A 16,901-nucleotide genomic window follows, 5' to 3' on the forward strand; every position below is an offset into this window, starting at 1 on the left:
TCGGGCTGGCCGTCTTGGCCTGCCATGACGCTTTCTGAACCTGTGCTTGACTAAAAATTAACGCCACTTCCGGGAGCTTGGGTGTAGGTTCCTAGCTTCGCCCAGGAGGCTCTTATGCAAGAGCAAGTTCAAATCGCCTTCCGGGGGATGGACACGCCGATGGGGATCGAGGACTCGATCCGTGAACATGTGGACCATCTCGAAAGGTTCTTCAACCGGATCACCGCATGCAAGGTTATGGTCGAGCCCGACCATAGGCGCCACCATCATGGAAACCTGTACCATGTCCGTGTGGATCTGGTCGTGCCGGGGCGCGAGATCGTGGTGAAGCGCGTGCCTCCCGCGCATCATGAGAACGAAGATATTCATGTCGCGATCAAGGATGCTTTCGACGCCGCCAGGCGCGAGTTACAGGATTACGTGAGGGAGATGCGCGGCGACACCAAGGCGCATGTCCCGACGGACGAGGGCGAGATCGTGCATCTGGTGCGGGACAAGGGCTACGGCTTCTTGCGCACGAGTGAGGGCAATGAGTTGTACCTGCATAAGAATGCTGTCGTCGGCGGCAGGTTCGAGGATCTGCACGTAGGCGACAAGGTGCGCTACGTGGCGGATGCCGGTGAAGGTGAAAAAGGGCCTCATGCCAGCACAGTCATTCCGCTATGACCACGGGACAGGAGGTGCTGGAAGCGGTGCGTGCCGCGCTGCAGAGCGAACCTCGGATTCAAGCCAATGGCCATATCCATCTAGGCTTTACCAATGGCGAGCTGACGGTGGAGGGCGAGGTGGACCATATCGCCGGCAAGAAGCTGGCTCTGAAAGCGGCGGCGCGGATTCCGGGCGTGAGCCGGATCATCGACAAGCTGCGCGTCCGGCCTTCCACGCCGATGGGTGATGGCGAAATCCTCGACCTGGTGCGTGACGCCCTGGTGCAGGAAGTGGCACTTGCCTCTTGCGTGATTCGGGTCCGCGCCAAGGGACAGGTGGAAACAATGCAGGCCCCGCCGGATGCGGATGGCCAGATCGAGGTCCGTGTTGATGATGGCGTGGTGACGCTGGCCGGCGACGTGCCGGGTCCCGGGGAGAAGCGCATTGCCGGCGTGCTGGCTTGGTGGGTGCCAGGCAGCCGCGATGTCATCAACGGCATCAGCGTGACGCCGCCGGAGCAGGATAGCGAGGCTGCCGTGACGGACGTGGTGCTGCAGGTTCTGGAGAAGGACCCGTTGATCAATGCCGAGAGTATCCATGTGTACACGCGCAGGCGGACCGTGACGTTAACGGGCAGCGTGCCACACCCGGCAGAGCGCAAGCTTGCCGAGGATGATGCGTGGTATGTCTGCGGTGTTGACCAGGTCGTGAACCTGCTAGAAGTCCGCTAGTTCCTTCCGTACAGGCCGATCAGCTTTGCCTGCGCCAGCGCATTGGCGCAGGCGGCGGCGACGTGCCGGCAATGCGGGCGTGCGGGGACTGCCAGCTTCTCAACATCCAGCGCGTAAAGCATGAATTGATAATGGTGCGGCCGCCCATTATTCGGCGGGCATGGGCCGCCATATCCCATATGGCCGAAATCATTGAGCCCCTGCGGCGGCGTGGCCTGGGTCGGCGGCCAGTTCTCGGGCAAGTCCCTGGTTGTGGCGGGGATGTCGTAAATCGCCCAATGATACCATGTGCCGTGCGGTGCGTCCGGATCGGAGCAGACGAGCGCGAAGCTGCGCGTATGGGCGGGCGGGTGCGACCAGGAGAGCGGTGGTGAGACATCATCGCCATCGCAGGTGTAGCGTTCTGGTATCCATTCATAGGCCATGAAGGCCGGGCTGATGAGTTGCATGACAGCTCTCCGCTGAAGTCTGGCCGTGCTCCGCAGTCTACGAGCTTCTTTTCAATTTGGCGCTGCCGTACGGAGATCGCACGGTGTTTAAATTTGTGCAATGTTGCGGCAAATCAATGAACGGGCCGCGGTGGTGTGCATTCTGGAAAGTGTTGCGGCGGCACAAGAACAAAGCGAGGGAACCATGGCTGACGAACCGAACCTGTCAATTCCGCTCGAAACCATCTGTTTCATCATTGGCAAGGCGCGCGAATTTGACGCCAAGGATGAAGTATCGGAGCCAGATCCCGGTTCCAACCCGACTGACGACGATATGCGCGCCGTGCTGGAGGATCACGAGGACGACCCGGTGACCACCGAGATCACCAGCGTCATCGACGATCTCAGCGAGGATGCGCAGATCGACCTGGTCACGCTGGCATGGCTTGGCCGTGGCGATGGCGATCTCGACGGCTGGGGGGCGCTGCGTGCCGAGGCAGTGAATGCCTATAACGGCCGCACGGCGGAGTATCTGCTCGGCATGCCGCTGCTGGCCGATTATCTGGAAGAAGCGCTGTCGCAGTTTGGCCTGAATTGCGCGAGTGTTCAGGATTAGCGGCGAACGGGTCAAAAACGAGAGCGGGATGCAGATCAGCAACGCCGAGATTGCCGCCCAGCTCGAGAAGATCGCCGATCTGCTCGACATCGAGGCGGCCAATCCGTTCCGTGTCCGCGCCTATCGCCGGGCGGCGCGGCTGGTGGGTGAATTGCCGCGCAGCGTGGCGGATATGCTGGCCGCGGGCGCGGACCTTGATGAGTTGCAGGGAATAGGGCCGGACCTTGCCGGCAAGATTGCCACCCTCGCACAGGGCGGCGAGTTGCCGATGCTCGATGAACTGGAGCGTGAGGTGCCGCCCGGGATCGCGGCGTTGCTCGCGATCCCGGGGCTGGGGCCGAGGCGCGTCCACCAATTGCATGAGACGCTGGGCATCGACACCGTTGCGGCCCTGACCGAGGCCGCCAATGCGGGCAAACTGCGCACCGTGCCGGGCTTCGGCCGCGGGCTGGAGGTGAAGGTCCTGCGCGCACTTGCGTCGGGCGCGGGTGCGGTGCCTCGCACCAGCATTGCCACTGCGGAGCAGATTGCCAATGCGCTGCTGCAGGATTTGTGGCAGGCGGATGGGGTGCGGCAGGCCGAAATCGCGGGCAGCTACAGGCGCCGGCGGGAGACGGTTGGGGATATCGACATCGTGGTGGCGGCCGTGCCGAGCCAGCCGGTGATGAAGCGCCTGACCGGCTACGAGGCGGTGGCCGAAGTGGTGGAGCAGGGGCCGACCCGCGCCACCGTGCGGCTACGCAGCGGTTTGCAGGTGGACCTGCGCGTCGTGCCGGAGCAGAGCTACGGCGCCGCGCTGCTCTATTTTACCGGCTCCAAGGCGCATAACATCGCGCTGCGTCAGATCGCGATCGAGCAGGGGCTGAAGCTCAACGAATACGGCCTGCATAAGGGCGTGCGCCAGATTGCCGGGCGCACGGAGGAGGAACTCTACGAACGGCTTGGCCTGCGCTACGTGCCGCCGGAACTGCGCGAGGGCCAGGGCGAGATCGACGCCGCCCGGCATGGCCGCTTGCCGCATTTGGTGTCGGTGAAGGATATATGGGGCGATCTGCACATCCATACCGATGCGACGGATGGCCGGGCGAGCCTGCGCGAGATGGCCGCTTCGGCGCGTGCCAGAGGGTATGGCTATATCGCCATTACCGACCATAGCCGCAGGCTCGGCATTGCGCATGGGCTGGATGCCAAGCGCCTGGCGCGGCAGATGGACGAGATCGACCGTCTGAACGACGGGCTGAAGGGTTTCACCGTGCTGAAGGCGATCGAGGTGGATATTCTCGAAGATGGCATGCTGGACTTGCCGGATGCCATATTGAGCAAGCTCGATCTGGTGGTCGGCGCCATTCACTCGCGCTTCGATCTGCCCCAGCCGAAGCAGACAGAGCGCATCCTGCGCGCGATGGATAATCGCTATTTCAATATTCTAGCCCACCCCACCGGGCGGCTGATCAACCAGCGCCCGGCTTATGCCGTGGACGTGGAGAGGGTGATGCGCGGTGCGCTGGAACGCGGCTGTTTTCTGGAACTCAACGCCCAGCCGGACCGGCTTGACCTTAACGACGCGCATTGCCGCCTCGCCAAGTCATTGGGGCTGAAGGTGGTAATTTCCACCGATGCGCATGCCGAGCCGGAACTCGGCTTCATGCGCTTCGGCGTGGACCAGGCGCGCAGGGGCTGGCTGGAAGCGGCGGATGTGCTGAACACGCGACCGCAGGGCGAACTGCTGAGCCTGCTGCGCCAGCGCCGCTAGGAAGGCTTAATCGTCGTGTCGATGATGGTGGCAATGCCATTGCCAGGGCGTCCATCCCTGTGGCGAACGCAGATCAATCGAAAATAAATTCAAGTCCCAGTTCTTGATCTTTGGACCAGCGCAGCCGCGCGCGGCTAAAGACGTCGCAGAACTCAATTGAAAAAAATTCCGGAACAGGATCGAGCGTGGCGAATGTTCTGACGCGAACGCCGGTCTCCGATAAATCAAGAATCTGGCAGCCAACTATGCCCGGGGTTAAGCCGCCAAACGCAAGGCGGCCAGTTCTTTTCACGGGGGTGCGCTTTGCCCGTCGCTTTTCTGTATCCAAAAGCGTCTGCAACTCGCTCCGCAATAATTGTGTTTTATTTTCCATGTTCGTAATATTTAGGTGGGTCTATACAGAAAAATCCAGTCAAATGTTGTTGATGGGCGGCGTGGCCCGGGGTTGGGGCAGAAGGGCGGCAGTCTTGAGGCTCCCTGAACTTCCACTGCTGCCAGGGCTCCCGCCCAGCGGGTTCATCCCTTCTGGGCGTAGGCGTCCAGCCGGCGGAGGTAGTCCTGCCGCGTGGGGTCGTCCAGGAACGCGCCGAGGAAGCTGTTGCGGGCCAGCGTGACCAGCTGTTCGCGGCTGAGCTGGCGGCCAAGCGCCACGGCCTTGAAATTCTCGCCGATATAGCCGCCGAAATAGGCTGGGTCGTCGGAGTTCACAGTCGCGCGCAGGCCCTTGGCCAGCATGGTGTCGATGGGGTGGGCGCCGATCTCCGGCACCACGCAAAGGCGGACGTTGGAAAGCGGGCAGACGGTGAGCGTCATCTGCGTTGCCACCAGGCGTTCGACCAGGGTTTCATCATCCAGCGCGTGGTTGCCGTGGTCCAGCCGGTCGATATGCAGGGTATTCAGCGCCTCCCAGACATAGGCGGCGGGGCCTTCCTCTCCGGCATGGGCGACGCGCTTCAGCCCCGCTTCCCCGGCGGCGGCAAAGACGCGGGCGAACTTGCCCGGCGGGTGGCCGCGCTCGGAGGAGTCGAGCCCCACCCCGGCGATGCGGTCCAGCCATGGCTCGGCCATGCGGAAGGTGGCGAAGGCGGCGTCCTCGTCCAGATGGCGCAGGAAGCACAGGATGAGCTTCGAGGTGATGCCGTGGCGTGCCTGTGCTTCCGCCATGCCGCCTAGAATACCCTCGGCCACCACGGCGAAGGGGATGCCCCGGTCCGTATGGGTTTGCGGGTCGAAGAAGATTTCCGCATGCAGCACGCCATCCGCCGCGGCGCGGTCGAAATAGGCAACGGTGAGGTCGCGGAAATCCTCTTCCGTGCGCAGCACCTGCGCGCCAGCATAATAGATGTTCAGAAAATCCTGCAGGTTGGAGAAGTTATAGGCCGCGCGAACATCCTCCACCGTCTTGAATGGCAGTTCCAGTCCGTTGCGCCGGGCCAGGGCAAACATCAGCTCGGGCTCCAGCGAGCCCTCGATGTGCAGATGCAGCTCCGCCTTGGGCAGGCCAGTGATGAAGGTTTCAAGTTCCGTTCGCGCGTCTTGCAAGCCCATATCCTACTCCTCATCCATGCACGGTCTGCGGCATGGCTTTATCCGGGGTTGTATCGGACGGAAGGTCGTGAGGTTGCAAGAGGGGGGGCCTGTTTGCGCGAGGAGCGGCGCTGATGGCTTCCCTTTGCCGGGGGGCGGGAAGGCCGCGCGAACTTCACGCCGCGCTCTTGCAGGGCTGGTGGCATTCGGCCAGCCGGAGGAGCAGCACCGCCAGCCCCGGTTCCAGGACGCGCTTCGCCGCCTCCTGAGGTGGCATCCACAGGGTTTGCCGCTCTGCCTTCTCCGGCCAGTTCTGGGCTTTTTTCCTGACATGCAGGGCGAAGACCTCGACCACCGTCGGCTGGGCGGTTCCATCCGCCAGGGTCTTCCGGTACGTGTAGAAGCCGAGCGGTATGTTATCCGTGACCCCTCGGACGCCGGCTTCCTCGTAGGCTTCGAGCTCGGCTGCCGCGCGGGTGCTTCGTCCCCGGCCGATATTCCCCTTGGGAATCACCCAGCGCCGCGTCTCCCGCGAGGTGATGAGCAACACCTGCAAGCCGTCCGGTGCGAGCCGGTAGGGGATTACCCCGGATTGTCTGGCCACCTTGTTCATGTCGAGGAGGTGTAGAGACGGAGTGGCGGCTATTTCAATAAGCAATTGGTCTAGTCTGAGTTGCGCACCCTGTGTCGTTCAGCTCCTCTCCGCACAGCTGGATCAATTTTCATGTCTGCGGCGCTGCCGCCGGGAGTATTTTACTTGGCGGGGCCGCTGCTTGGGGCCTCATTTGGAGGGAACACCATGCAACGGCGTTTGCTTGCTAAAACTGCTCTCGCTTCCGCGGCAGCAGCGATTCCTGTATCTGCTCTGGCCCAATACGGAATGAGCCAGGGCCCCATGGGCATGAGTTCGGGTGTGGATCCTGAACTAAATATCATTTTTACCGAGGATAACCCAGGCCATTGGCAGCAAGTGGTGCAGCTGCATGTGCCGAATGTGACAGTCTCAGGCAGCCAGCTTTCCGTCGTGACGCCGCATCCGATGAGTGAACCCCACTACATCGTGAGTCACACCGTGGTTCTTGAAAACGGGAAATTCCTCGATCGCAAGACCTTCACTTGGCAGGACAAGCCGGCTTCGACGCATACCCTTCCGGCTGGATATACAGGGAAGGTCACCGTTACCAGCACCTGCAATCGGCATGATTTCTGGGTCAAGACGATGATGGTCTAGCCAGCTTTCCGGCTTCAGCCAGGCTTGGGGGACCACGCGGCAGGCCGGTAGCGGCTGCCCAGCGAGTAGCGGCTGCCCGGGTGGGTCAGCACCGAGCGTGTCGCCGGTCCCTTCTGCGTCCAGGTGCGGCGCAGCAGGCGCAGGCAGGGCTCGTGCGGCCCGACATTCAGCCTGGCCTGCACATGCGGGTCCGGCGTGATGGCGTAGATGATATGCTCAACCTCCGCTGGCGGGGCGATGGATTGCAGATAGCGGTTGGGGGTGAGCATGGTGAAATCCTGCTTGAGATAACCCGGAGCGAAATCCGGCGAGACGAAGCGCTCTTCCAACTGCACGGGGTCGTCGTTCTCGTAATGCACGATCTCGGAATAGAAGATCTTGCCGCGGGGCGGCAGGCCGAATTCGGCGGTGAGCGCGGCGTCGGCGCGCAGTGCTTCGAGGCGCAGAACCTCGGCGCGGTGGGTGTGGCCGCGTGCGCCTATGTCTTCGGCGATGTCATACACTTCCAGCAGCGTGGCGCGCGGGGCGCGGGGCTGCACGAAAGTGCCAACCCCTTGCACGCGCAGCAGGAGCCCGTCAGCCGACATTTCGCGCAGGGCCCGGTGCACCGTCATGCGTGAGGCGCCGAGCGTTTCCATCAGTTCGAATTCGGAGGGAATTTTGCCGCCTTCGGCCCAGCGTCCGGCGGCGATGCCCTCCAGCAGGTAGGTCTTTACCTGCTCGTAGAGTTTGGGCGGTTTCTCGTCCATCTTAGACCAACCGGTTCACCATTGCGTCAAACCGCAGCCGCGCGGTTTGTGCAAGAGCGTGGCGGCCTTGCGCCACCACCTGGCGGCCGCGCACCCACACATCGCGCACGGCGGGCTGGCGGGCGCAGAATACCGATTGCGACAGGGCAAGTTCTGGCGTCTCGCCGTCCAGTGTGACGAAGCTGGCAGGCGCGCCGGGGCGAAGTCCGCCTTGCAGCCCAAGCGCCTGCGCCCCGCCCGCCACAGCCGCCTGGTAGAGCGCGGTGGCGGTTGCCGGTTCGCCGGGTGATGCCATTACGTTTCGGGCGCGCCGGGCGAGGCGCTGCGAATATTCTAACATCTGCAATTCACGCGCGGGGTCGATAAGCACGTTGGAATCCGACCCCACGCCCCAGGTGCCGGAAAAATGCTGGGCCGGGAAGATGCCGTCGCCCAGATTGGCCTCGGTGACCGGGCACAGCCCGGCGACGGCGCCGGTTGCCGCCATCGCCGTGGCTTCATCCGGCGTGATGTGAGTGGCATGCACCAGACACCAATTCGGCCCGACCGGCGCATTGTCCAGCAGATGCTCGACCGGGCGCTGGCCGCAAAAGCCGAGGCAGGCCTCGACCTCCGCCACCTGCTCGGCAATGTGGATATGCACGGGCCGACTGCCCGCCAGTTCCGCAAGCGCCTTTACCTCAGGCATTGTGGCGGCGCGCAACGAATGCGGCGCCACGCCGGAGGGCGCCAGCGCGCCGCAGCGCTCGTAAAGTTTCGTGTAACCATCAAGCGATGAGACGAAGCGCCGCTGCTCGGGGGCGGGTGCTGCGCCGCCGAACCCCGCATGGGCGTAAAACACGGGAAGCAACAGCAGCTCGATACCCGCCGCCTCGGCTGCCGCTGCGAGGCGTGCCGCCATCTCGCCGATATCGTGGTAAGGCGTGCCGTCTGGCGCGTGGTGCAGATAATGGAATTCGGCAACGGACGTGAAGCCGCCTTCAAGCATCTCGACGAAGGCGAGCGTCGCGGCGTCCTGCACATCGTCTGGCGACATTGAGAGGGCGAGCTTGTACATCAGCGTCCGCCAGGTCCAGAAACTGTCCTGCTCCGCGCCCCGGCGCTCCACATGCCCGGCCATGGCGCGCTGAAACGCATGGCTGTGCAGGTTGGGCATGCCCGGCAAGGCGATGCCATGCCCGCCCGCCAAGCCGGACCGCACCTCGGCGATCACGCCGTTCTCCACGCGCAGCAGCACATTCTCGGCCCAGCCAGCGGGCAGCAGCGCGTGACGGAACAAATGTGTGTTTGACACTGGACAGCCCCTGTCGATCTCCGATATTGTATATACAATTGAAACTTACCATCCGCCAAGGCCGAACTTGCGATGCGCGTTTTCACCCATGCCCGTTTGGCGACCATGAACCCTGACATGCCCGGCTTGGGCGTGGTCGAGGATGGCATGCTGGCCGAGGAGGGGGGGCGCATCATCTATGCCGGTCCGGCCCGCGACCTGCCGGCCGATGAGGTCGTCGATTGCGAAAACCGCTGGATTACCCCGGGGCTTATCGATTGCCACACGCATCTGGTCTTCGCCGGAGACCGCGCGGCGGAGTTCGAAGCCAGGCTTGAGGGGGCCAGCTATGAGGAGATCGCGCGCGCTGGTGGAGGGATTCTCGGCACCATGCGCGCCACGCGCGCAGCCACGCCCGCCGCGCTGGATGCTGCCGCCCGCAAGCGTTTGGCGCCGCTGCTGGCCGAGGGAGTGACCACGGTGGAGATCAAATCCGGCTACGGGCTCTCGCCCGAGGCCGAATACAAATGCCTCGAGGTCGCCCGTGGGCTTGGCGATCTTGCAGATATTTTCACAACCTTTCTCGGCGCGCATAGTGTCCCGCCGGATTGTCCGCGCGAGGAGTATCTCCGCCTGCTGTGTGATGAGATGATCCCCCATGTGGCCCGGCACTATCTGGCCGAGGCGGTGGATGCGTTCTGTGAGACCATCGCCTTTTCGCCTGCGGAGACCGAGCAGGTTTTCGACGCCGCGGCAAAAGCCGGGTTGCGCGTGAAGCTGCATGCTGATCAGCTCTCCAATTTGCACGGAGCTGCTCTTGCCGCGCGCTACCGCGCGCTTTCAGCCGATCATCTCGAATGCACTGATGAAGCCGACGTCCGCGCCATGGCCGAAGCCGGCACAGTGGCGGTGTTGTTGCCCGGCGCCTTCTTCACTTTGCGCGAGACGCGCCTGCCGCCCCTCGACGCTTTTCGCAAGCATGCCGTGCCCATAGCCGTCTCCACCGATCTCAACCCCGGCACGTCGCCATTGTTCTCGCTGCTGCTCGCCATGAATATGGCGGCGACACAGTTCCGCCTCACCGTCACCGAGTGTCTGCTCGGCGTCACCCGCCACGCCGCCACCGCCTTGGGGCGCCGCGATGTTGGTGTGCTCCGGGCTGGGGCGAAATGCCATCTGGCGATCTGGGACATCGAACGTCCTGCCGAGCTTGTCTACAGGCTTGGCTTCAATCCGATTTATAAACGAATTTGGAGTGCCTCATGAAATTCTCCCCCGGCGACGTAACGATGTCGCAATGGCGCGCGATTTATCGCGGTGCATCCCTGACGCTGGATGAGGCCGCCTTGCCCGCCATCGCGGCGGGTGCCGCGGCGGTTGAAGAAATTCTGTCTCGTAACGAACCGGCCTATGGCATCAACACCGGCTTCGGCAAGCTGGCTGCCGTGCGCATCGCGCCCGATGACCTCGCCACGCTGCAGCGCAACCTCGTGCTCTCGCATGCGGCGGGTGTCGGCCCGGCCATGCCGGTGCCCATCGCACGGCTGATGATGGCACTCAAGCTCGGCTCGCTCGGCCAGGGCGTGTCGGGCGTGCGCGTCGAGACGGTGCGCATGCTCGCCGCCCTGCTTGAGCTCGACCTGATCCCCGTGGTGCCCGCCCAGGGCTCGGTCGGCGCCTCGGGCGATCTCGCGCCGCTTGCGCACATGACCGCCGCGATGCTGGGCGTGGGCGAGTTCTTTGTGGACGGTGCGCGTGTTCCCGCCGCTGAGGCGCTGGCGCAGGCCGGGCTTGCGCCGCTTGTGCTTGGCCCCAAAGAGGGGCTGGCCCTGCTCAATGGCACGCAATTCTCCACCGCAAACGCGCTGGTAGGGTTGTTCGAGGCCGAGCGCCTGTTCCGTTCCGCTCTCGTCACCGGCGCGCTCTCGACCGATGCAGCCAAGGGCACAGATGCGCCATTCGACCCGCGCATCCATGCGGTGCGCCGCCACCGGGGGCAGGCCGAGGTCGCCGATGCCCTGCGCGGCCTCATGGCGGGCAGCGCCATCCGCGCCTCGCACCTCGTCAATGATTCGCGTGTGCAGGACCCGTATTGCCTGCGCTGCCAGCCGCAGGTGATGGGCGCGGTGCTGGATGTGCTGCGTCAGGCCGCCGCCACGCTGGCAACGGAAGCCAACGGCGTGACCGACAACCCGTTGATCTTCATCAACCCCACCGAAGCGCTCTCGGGCGGCAATTTCCATGCCGAGCCGGTGGCCTTCGCCGCCGACATGATCGCCATGGCGGTGTGCGAGATCGGTTCGATTGCCGAACGACGCGTCGCCATGCTGGTGGACCCGGCGCTTTCCGGCCTGCCTGCCTTCCTCACTCCAAGTCCCGGCCTCAATTCTGGCTTCATGATTCCGCAGGTGACGGCTGCGGCTTTGGTCTCCGAGAACAAGACCCGCGCTTTCCCGGCTTCGGTCGACTCCATCCCCACCTCGGCCAACCAGGAGGACCATGTCTCCATGGCTGCCCATGGCGCCAGGCGCTTGGCCGAGATGAACGACAATCTGCGCGCGGTGATCGCCATCGAATGGCTCGCCGCCGTGCAGGGGTGCGATTTCTGGCCTATGCCCTCATCCGCCCCGCTGGAGGCTGCTCGCGCCACCCTGCGCGCGAAAGTCCCGCATCTGGAGGAGGACCGGTATTTTGCGCCCGACATCGAGGCGGCGATCGCCTTGCTTGCCGCTGGCGCGCTTGATGATGCCGCCCTGCCGGGGCTGGCATGAACCTGTTCACCCTGCGCCGTGGCAAGGCGCCGCTGATCCTCTCGATGCCCCACGGGGGCACGGAAATTCCTGAGGAATTCGCAGGGTGTTTCGTCTCCGGCTGGCGGGCGCGCAAGGACACCGACTGGTACATCCCCGCGCTCTATGCCTTCGCCGAGGCGCTGGATGCGACGATCATCGCCGCCAATATCTCCCGCACGGTTATCGACCTGAACCGCGACCCGTCCGGCGCCTCGCTCTATCCGGGCCAGACGACGACCGGCCTCTGCCCCGCCGAAACGTTCGCCGGCGAACCGCTCTATGCCTCCGCTCTGCCGGACGAGGCGGAGACCGCACGCAGGCTGGCGCTTTATTTTCGTCCTTATCATGCGGCGCTCGAAGGCGAGATCGCCCGGCTGCGCGCGAAGCATGAGAACATCGTGCTCTACGACTGCCACTCCATCCGCAGCCATATCCCCCGGCTGTTCCCAGGGGAGTTGCCGCAGCTCAGCATCGGCACCAATGGCAGCACCTCCTGCGCACCGGAATACGAAGCCCTCGTTGCCGAAATCTGCGCGCGCTCCGGCTTCTCCTGGGTTCTGAACGGACGCTTCAAGGGTGGTTGGATCACCCGCCATTACGGCAACCCGCAAGCCGGCGTTCACGCCATCCAGATGGAACTCGCCATGCGCGGCTACATGGACGAGCCCGCAACGCCCACGCCCGAAAACTGGCCCGCGCCCCTCAACCCTGCCGCGCCCATTCTGCCTGTTCTGCAAGATATTCTGAAAGGACTTTGCCCATGACGCGTCTCGACAATGCCCGTGTCATCCGCGCTCCGCACGGGGCGGCGCTTTCTGCCAAATCCTGGCTCACCGAAGCGCCGCTGCGCATGCTGATGAACAATCTCGACCCGTTGGTGGCCGAGCGACCGGAGGAGCTGGTGGTGTATGGCGGCATCGGCCGGGCCGCCCGGGACTGGGAGAGCTTCGACCGCATCGTGTCCACGCTCAAGCGCCTGGAGGCCGACGAGACCCTGCTCGTGCAGTCGGGCAAGCCGGTCGGCGTGTTCCGCACGCACACCGATGCCCCACGCGTGCTCATCGCCAATTCCAACCTCGTGCCGAACTGGTCCAACTGGGCGCATTTCAATGAGCTCGATCGCAAGGGCCTGATGATGTACGGGCAGATGACGGCGGGCTCGTGGATTTACATCGGCACCCAGGGCATCGTGCAGGGCACGTATGAGACCTTCGTCGAGGCCGGGCGGCGCCATTATGGCGGCGATCTTGCGGGCAAATGGGTACTTACCGCCGGGCTTGGCGGCATGGGAGGCGCGCAGCCTCTGGCCGCCACCATGGCGGGCGCTTCGTGTCTTGCCATCGAATGCCAAGCCAGCCGCATCGAGATGCGCCTGAAGACCCGCTACGTGGACATGCGCGCCGACTCGCTGGACGAGGCGCTGGCGATCATCGAGCGCTCCTGTGCCGAGAAGAAGCCGGTTTCCGTTGGCCTGCTAGGCAACGCGGCCGAAATCCTGCCCGAGCTGCTGAAACGTGGCGTGAAGCCCGATCTGCTCACCGACCAGACCTCGGCGCATGACCCGGTGAACGGCTACCTGCCGATTGGCTGGAGCGTGGCGGAATGGGAGGCCAAGCGCGAGACGGACCCCACCGCCGTGGAGAAGGCAGCCCGCGCCTCCATGGCCGTGCATGTGCGCGCCATGCTGGGTTTCCACGCGCGGGGCGTGCCGACCTTCGACTACGGCAACAACATCCGCCAGCGCGCCCAGGAGGAAGGGGTGGAGGACGCCTTCGCCTTCCCCGGCTTCGTGCCCGCCTATATCCGCCCGCTGTTTTGCGAGGGCATCGGCCCGTTCCGCTGGGCGGCCCTCTCGGGCGACCCGGAGGACATCTACAAGACCGATGCCAAGGTGAAGGAGCTGCTGCCTGACAACAAGCATCTGCACAACTGGCTGGACATGGCGAAGGAGCGCATCGCCTTCCAGGGCCTGCCCGCGCGCATCTGCTGGGTCGGCTTAGGCGACCGCCACCGCCTCGGGCTCGCCTTCAACGAGATGGTGGCAAAGGGAGAGCTCTCAGCGCCTGTCGTCATTGGCCGCGACCATCTCGACTCAGGCTCGGTTGCTTCGCCCAACCGCGAGACGGAGGCCATGCGTGATGGCTCCGATGCCGTATCCGACTGGCCGCTGCTGAACGCGCTGCTCAACTGCGCCTCGGGCGCCACCTGGGTGTCGCTGCATCATGGCGGCGGGGTGGGGATGGGCTTCTCCCAGCATGCGGGCATGGTTATCTGTGCCGACGGCACGCCGGAAGCGGCCAAGCGCCTGGAGCGTGTGTTGTGGAACGACCCGGCCACCGGCGTCATGCGCCATGCCGATGCGGGTTATGACATCGCCCTCGACTGCGCGCGCGAGAAGGGGCTCGACCTGCCGGGGATTTTCGGCTGACCCTGCGCAGCTTTTTGCCGGGTTGCCCGGAGTATGGCGATGCTCCCCGCGCCTTGTTCGAAGAAGGGAAGAAGCGCTGCTGTATCCGGGGGGCGGACGCCGCTAGCGTTATGGTCAAACAAACAAGAGGAACGTCAGATGTCCGGCTATGCCACGCACGAGGTGCTGAACCAGCCGCCGGAATTCGCTGGCTTCAATGCCTATCTGGGCGATGCCGCGCTGTGTGACGCAGTCGCGGCGTTTGGCACCACCTGGGCGCAGGAGCGTCTGGCGGCCTGCGGCGCGCGCATCGGCAGCGCGCATATGCAGGCCCTGGCGCGGGACGCTAATCGTCATACGCCGGAGCTGCGCACGCATGACCGGTTCGGCCACCGTATCGACGAGGTGGAGTTCCACCCCGCCTGGCACGAACTGATGATCATGCTGCGGGCGGATGAGGTGCATGCGCTGGGCTGGAATGCCGACCGCCCAGGTGCGCAAACGGCGCGGGCCGCGCTGTCGTATTTGTGGTCGCAAGGGGAGGCCGGGGTGGGTTGCCCCGCCGCCATGACCTTCGCCTCCCTGGCCGCCTTGCGCCTTGCGCCGGCGCTGCTGGAAAAATTCCGGGAGAAGATCTTGTCGCCCGGCTACGACCCCGCCCCCGTGCCGCCGGGCGCCAAAACCGCGCTCACCGTGGCGATGGCGATGACCGAGAAGCAGGGCGGCTCGGATCTGCGGCAGACGCAGACGACCGCCACCCAGGCTGGCGGCGGGAAGTTCCGGCTCACCGGGCATAAATGGTTCTTCTCCGTTCCCACCTCCGACCTGTTCCTTACCCTGGCGCGCACGGAGGCTGGTATTTCCTGTTTTTTGGCGCAGGGCTGGCGCGACGAGGGCGAGCGTAATTTCCTGCTGCTGCAACGGTTGAAGGATAAATGCGGAAACCGCTCCAACGCCTCGTCGGAGGTGGAGTTCCGCGGGCTGGAGGCGGAGCTAGTGGGGGTGGAGGGGCGCGGCATCGCCACCATTCTGGAGATGGCGCAGCTCACCCGGCTTGAATGCGCGCTGGGTTCGGCAGGGCTGATGCGCCAGGCGGTGGCTCTGGCCATCCACCATGCCAGCCACCGCACGGCGTTCCAGCGCCGTCTGGCCGACCAGCCCTTGATGGAGGCCGTGCTCGCGGACCTTGCCCTAGAGGCCGAGGGGGCGATGTGGCTGGCCATGCGCGCCGCCGCCGCGCTTGACGCCGCGCACGACGCCACCGAGGCGGCGCTGTTCCGCATCCTGGCGCCCATTGCCAAATATTGGATCTGCAAGCGCGCCCCGGCCGTGGCGGCCGAGGCGATGGAATGCCATGGCGGCAATGGCTTCATCGAGGAGCACGCGGCGGCGCGGTTGTACCGGGACGCGCCGGTGAACGGGCTGTGGGAGGGCTCGGGCAATGTCATCTGCCTGGACGTTCTTCGCGCCCTGACGCGCGAGCCGGAGGCCGCCGCGGCGCTGCGGGCCGAGATCGCCCTGGCGGCGGGCGGGCACAAGGCACTGGATGAGTGGCTGGTTGCACCTCTGCCGCCGCCCACGGAGGGCCATGCGCGGCAACTGGCGCAGCAGCTCGCGGTGGCGCTGACGGCGAGCCTGCTGCTGCGCCACGCGCCCCCGGCGCTGGCCGAGGCGTTTTGCGCGACGCGTCTGGGGCAGGGCGGCGGGTTTGCGTTCGGGGCGCTGCCGGTGGGGGCAGGGGCGGCGGCGATATTGCAGCGCGCGGCGGTGCTGGTCCCAGGGTAGATGTTTCTGGATCGTCCGGATCCTCGGCGAACTGGGATACCTCCCGTTCAGCCCCTCAGGCGGTGCCTTGCTCTTCCATCTGCTCAGCAAGCTCTATGAGCGTACCAGCGTGATCATCACCACCAATCTAAACTTCAGCGAGCGGGCAGGCGTGTTCGGCGATGCGAAGATGACCACCGCTCTGCGCGATCGCCTTACCCATCATTGCCATGTCCTTGAAACCGGCAATAACAGCTTCCGTGCAAGCTCGTTGCCGAAAACCAATCAAAGGAGAAAAACCAAGCCTTGACCCACCGCACCAAGCATAGCAAATAACCGCAACCACCCGGGTCAAATCTCGATGAAAATCCCAGGTCAGATCTCAGCGGAAATCGACAGCTTGCCATTACCTTAATATATATAATGGCAATAATTCGTGATTGCGTATAACGTTTCTTGGCCAGATTTCTGTGGCCAGCGTTGCCTTTTTTGCCCTCCATCCCCTCGATGTCCGCCGAGCAGATGAGAAGGCCATAAAAATACGTCCACGCAAAGGAACCCGCAATCATGAGCAAAGAAGACACGAAACACCGTGCCCACCTTCCTATACAGAACACTGCGCGACGTGGTCTCATCACCTACGACGCGAAGGACCCGGACACAAAGTTTCCGCCCATCGAACAGCTTCGTCCTCCGGAGGGCGCGCCCAACGTTCTGATCATCCTGCTCGACGATGCGGGGTTTGGCTCCGCGAGCGCCTTCGGGGGCCCCTGCCAAACGCCGAATGCCGAGAAGCTGGCTGCGGATGGCCTGAAGTATAACCGCTTCCACACGACGGCCCTGTGCTCGCCGACCCGTCAGGCGTTGTTAACAGGACGTAACCACCATACCGCAGGCATGGGCGGCAGCACCGAGCTGTAGCCCGGCGAGCCGCTGGCGATCTCGGTGCTGCCGCCCAAGCCTGCGGAATGGGGGTTACGTC

17 protein-coding genes and 1 pseudogene are annotated in these 16,901 nt (G+C 64.4%); 12 read left to right on the plus strand and 6 right to left on the minus strand.

The annotated features are described in order from the left end of the window. The first annotated feature begins 114 nt into the window (after positions 1 to 114). Entirely contained in the window at positions 115 to 666 is a 552-nt protein-coding gene (locus ACLPJJ_RS06895) for an HPF/RaiA family ribosome-associated protein (RefSeq protein WP_443590209.1), read from the plus strand. Next, positions 663 to 1,379 (plus strand): BON domain-containing protein, encoded by a 717-nt coding sequence (locus ACLPJJ_RS06900; RefSeq protein ID WP_443590210.1) that lies wholly within the window; start codon positions 663 to 665, stop codon positions 1,377 to 1,379. Before ACLPJJ_RS06895 ends, ACLPJJ_RS06900 begins: the two co-directional genes overlap by 4 nt. On the opposite strand, the gene ACLPJJ_RS06905 is transcribed toward ACLPJJ_RS06900, so the two are convergent. Continuing rightward, on the minus strand, positions 1,376 to 1,828 hold the full coding sequence (locus tag ACLPJJ_RS06905) for a YbhB/YbcL family Raf kinase inhibitor-like protein (protein WP_443590211.1): 453 nt from the start codon (positions 1,826 to 1,828) through the stop codon (positions 1,376 to 1,378). The genes ACLPJJ_RS06900 and ACLPJJ_RS06905 overlap by 4 nt on opposite strands. A gap of 100 nt (positions 1,829 to 1,928) precedes the next feature. On the opposite strand from ACLPJJ_RS06905, the gene ACLPJJ_RS06910 reads away from it, so the two are divergent. Together ACLPJJ_RS06910 and polX are read left to right on the plus strand one after the other, a co-directional pair. Beyond that, positions 1,929 to 2,423, plus strand: coding sequence for a DUF3775 domain-containing protein (locus ACLPJJ_RS06910; protein WP_443590212.1), 495 nt, complete (start codon positions 1,929 to 1,931; stop codon positions 2,421 to 2,423). A 28-nt stretch (positions 2,424 to 2,451) separates the two neighbouring features. Further along, on the plus strand, positions 2,452 to 4,176 hold the full coding sequence (gene polX / locus ACLPJJ_RS06915; protein ID WP_443590213.1) for a DNA polymerase/3'-5' exonuclease PolX: 1,725 nt from the start codon (positions 2,452 to 2,454) through the stop codon (positions 4,174 to 4,176). A gap of 73 nt (positions 4,177 to 4,249) precedes the next feature. Here polX and ACLPJJ_RS06920 read toward each other — a convergent pair whose 3' ends face one another. The 3 genes from ACLPJJ_RS06920 to ACLPJJ_RS06930 form a co-directional block, all read right to left on the minus strand. Continuing rightward, entirely contained in the window at positions 4,250 to 4,549 is a 300-nt protein-coding gene (locus tag ACLPJJ_RS06920; protein ID WP_443590214.1) for a PilZ domain-containing protein, read from the minus strand. Positions 4,550 to 4,692: 143 nt separating this feature from the next. Continuing rightward, positions 4,693 to 5,724: an adenosine deaminase gene (locus tag ACLPJJ_RS06925; RefSeq protein WP_443590215.1), complete on the minus strand. Its 1,032-nt coding sequence runs from the start codon at positions 5,722 to 5,724 to the stop codon at positions 4,693 to 4,695. Between the two features lie 154 nt (positions 5,725 to 5,878). Further along, positions 5,879 to 6,307, minus strand: a complete 429-nt coding sequence (locus ACLPJJ_RS06930; protein WP_443590216.1) for an NUDIX hydrolase — start codon at positions 6,305 to 6,307, stop codon at positions 5,879 to 5,881. A 120-nt stretch (positions 6,308 to 6,427) separates the two neighbouring features. Here ACLPJJ_RS06930 and ACLPJJ_RS06935 point away from each other — a divergent pair, with 120 nt between their 5' ends. Next, on the plus strand, positions 6,428 to 6,934 hold the full coding sequence (locus ACLPJJ_RS06935; protein ID WP_443590217.1) for a desulfoferrodoxin family protein: 507 nt from the start codon (positions 6,428 to 6,430) through the stop codon (positions 6,932 to 6,934). A 14-nt stretch (positions 6,935 to 6,948) separates the two neighbouring features. Here ACLPJJ_RS06935 and hutC read toward each other — a convergent pair whose 3' ends face one another. Further along, positions 6,949 to 7,683, minus strand: a complete 735-nt coding sequence (gene hutC, locus ACLPJJ_RS06940; protein ID WP_443590218.1) for a histidine utilization repressor — start codon at positions 7,681 to 7,683, stop codon at positions 6,949 to 6,951. A 1-nt stretch (position 7,684) separates the two neighbouring features. Further along, positions 7,685 to 8,977, minus strand: coding sequence for a formimidoylglutamate deiminase (locus ACLPJJ_RS06945; protein ID WP_443590219.1), 1,293 nt, complete (start codon positions 8,975 to 8,977; stop codon positions 7,685 to 7,687). Between the two features lie 72 nt (positions 8,978 to 9,049). Here ACLPJJ_RS06945 and hutI point away from each other — a divergent pair, with 72 nt between their 5' ends. The 7 genes and pseudogenes from hutI (at position 9,050) to ACLPJJ_RS06980 (ending at position 16,840) form a co-directional block, all read left to right on the plus strand. After that, the gene (hutI, locus tag ACLPJJ_RS06950) at positions 9,050 to 10,222 is read left to right on the plus strand and encodes an imidazolonepropionase (RefSeq protein WP_443590220.1); all 1,173 of its coding nucleotides are present in this window, start codon (positions 9,050 to 9,052) and stop codon (positions 10,220 to 10,222) included. Beyond that, on the plus strand, positions 10,219 to 11,727 hold the full coding sequence (hutH, locus tag ACLPJJ_RS06955; protein ID WP_443590221.1) for a histidine ammonia-lyase: 1,509 nt from the start codon (positions 10,219 to 10,221) through the stop codon (positions 11,725 to 11,727). The genes hutI and hutH overlap by 4 nt, the downstream gene beginning before the upstream one ends. After that, a complete protein-coding gene (gene hutG / locus ACLPJJ_RS06960) occupies positions 11,724 to 12,512 on the plus strand; it encodes an N-formylglutamate deformylase (protein ID WP_443590222.1) in 789 nt (262 codons plus the stop codon). Before hutH ends, hutG begins: the two co-directional genes overlap by 4 nt. Further along, a complete protein-coding gene (hutU, locus tag ACLPJJ_RS06965; protein WP_443590223.1) occupies positions 12,509 to 14,176 on the plus strand; it encodes a urocanate hydratase in 1,668 nt (555 codons plus the stop codon). Before hutG ends, hutU begins: the two co-directional genes overlap by 4 nt. Before the next feature lie 138 nt (positions 14,177 to 14,314). Beyond that, a complete protein-coding gene (locus tag ACLPJJ_RS06970; RefSeq protein WP_443590224.1) occupies positions 14,315 to 15,940 on the plus strand; it encodes an acyl-CoA dehydrogenase family protein in 1,626 nt (541 codons plus the stop codon). A 19-nt stretch (positions 15,941 to 15,959) separates the two neighbouring features. Continuing rightward, positions 15,960 to 16,229: pseudogene (locus tag ACLPJJ_RS06975) on the plus strand (ATP-binding protein); the annotation flags it as partial. A 257-nt stretch (positions 16,230 to 16,486) separates the two neighbouring features. Beyond that, a complete protein-coding gene (locus ACLPJJ_RS06980) occupies positions 16,487 to 16,840 on the plus strand; it encodes a sulfatase-like hydrolase/transferase (protein ID WP_443590225.1) in 354 nt (117 codons plus the stop codon). Positions 16,841 to 16,901: the final 61 nt, after the last annotated feature.

This window comes from Acidocella sp., from assembly GCF_052326845.1.
Taxonomy (GTDB): domain Bacteria; phylum Pseudomonadota; class Alphaproteobacteria; order Acetobacterales; family Acetobacteraceae; genus Acidocella.

Bases quoted from the DNA above. Each gene is read 5' to 3' on its own strand.
- hutG (WP_443590222.1), top strand. From the start codon at position 11,724: ATGAACCTGTTCACCCTGCGCCGTGGCAAGGCGCCGCTGATCCTCTCG.
- ACLPJJ_RS06920 (WP_443590214.1), bottom strand. From the start codon at position 4,549: ATGGAAAATAAAACACAATTATTGCGGAGCGAGTTGCAGACGCTTTTG.
- polX (WP_443590213.1), top strand. From the start codon at position 2,452: ATGCAGATCAGCAACGCCGAGATTGCCGCCCAGCTCGAGAAGATCGCC.
- ACLPJJ_RS06980 (WP_443590225.1), top strand. From the start codon at position 16,487: ATGAGCAAAGAAGACACGAAACACCGTGCCCACCTTCCTATACAGAAC.
- hutU (WP_443590223.1), top strand. From the start codon at position 12,509: ATGACGCGTCTCGACAATGCCCGTGTCATCCGCGCTCCGCACGGGGCG.
- hutH (WP_443590221.1), top strand. From the start codon at position 10,219: ATGAAATTCTCCCCCGGCGACGTAACGATGTCGCAATGGCGCGCGATT.
- ACLPJJ_RS06970 (WP_443590224.1), top strand. From the start codon at position 14,315: ATGTCCGGCTATGCCACGCACGAGGTGCTGAACCAGCCGCCGGAATTC.
- hutI (WP_443590220.1), top strand. From the start codon at position 9,050: ATGCGCGTTTTCACCCATGCCCGTTTGGCGACCATGAACCCTGACATG.
- ACLPJJ_RS06935 (WP_443590217.1), top strand. From the start codon at position 6,428: ATGTCTGCGGCGCTGCCGCCGGGAGTATTTTACTTGGCGGGGCCGCTG.
- hutC (WP_443590218.1), bottom strand. From the start codon at position 7,683: ATGGACGAGAAACCGCCCAAACTCTACGAGCAGGTAAAGACCTACCTG.
- ACLPJJ_RS06925 (WP_443590215.1), bottom strand. From the start codon at position 5,724: ATGGGCTTGCAAGACGCGCGAACGGAACTTGAAACCTTCATCACTGGC.
- ACLPJJ_RS06905 (WP_443590211.1), bottom strand. From the start codon at position 1,828: ATGCAACTCATCAGCCCGGCCTTCATGGCCTATGAATGGATACCAGAA.
- ACLPJJ_RS06895 (WP_443590209.1), top strand. From the start codon at position 115: ATGCAAGAGCAAGTTCAAATCGCCTTCCGGGGGATGGACACGCCGATG.
- ACLPJJ_RS06910 (WP_443590212.1), top strand. From the start codon at position 1,929: ATGTTGCGGCAAATCAATGAACGGGCCGCGGTGGTGTGCATTCTGGAA.
- ACLPJJ_RS06900 (WP_443590210.1), top strand. From the start codon at position 663: ATGACCACGGGACAGGAGGTGCTGGAAGCGGTGCGTGCCGCGCTGCAG.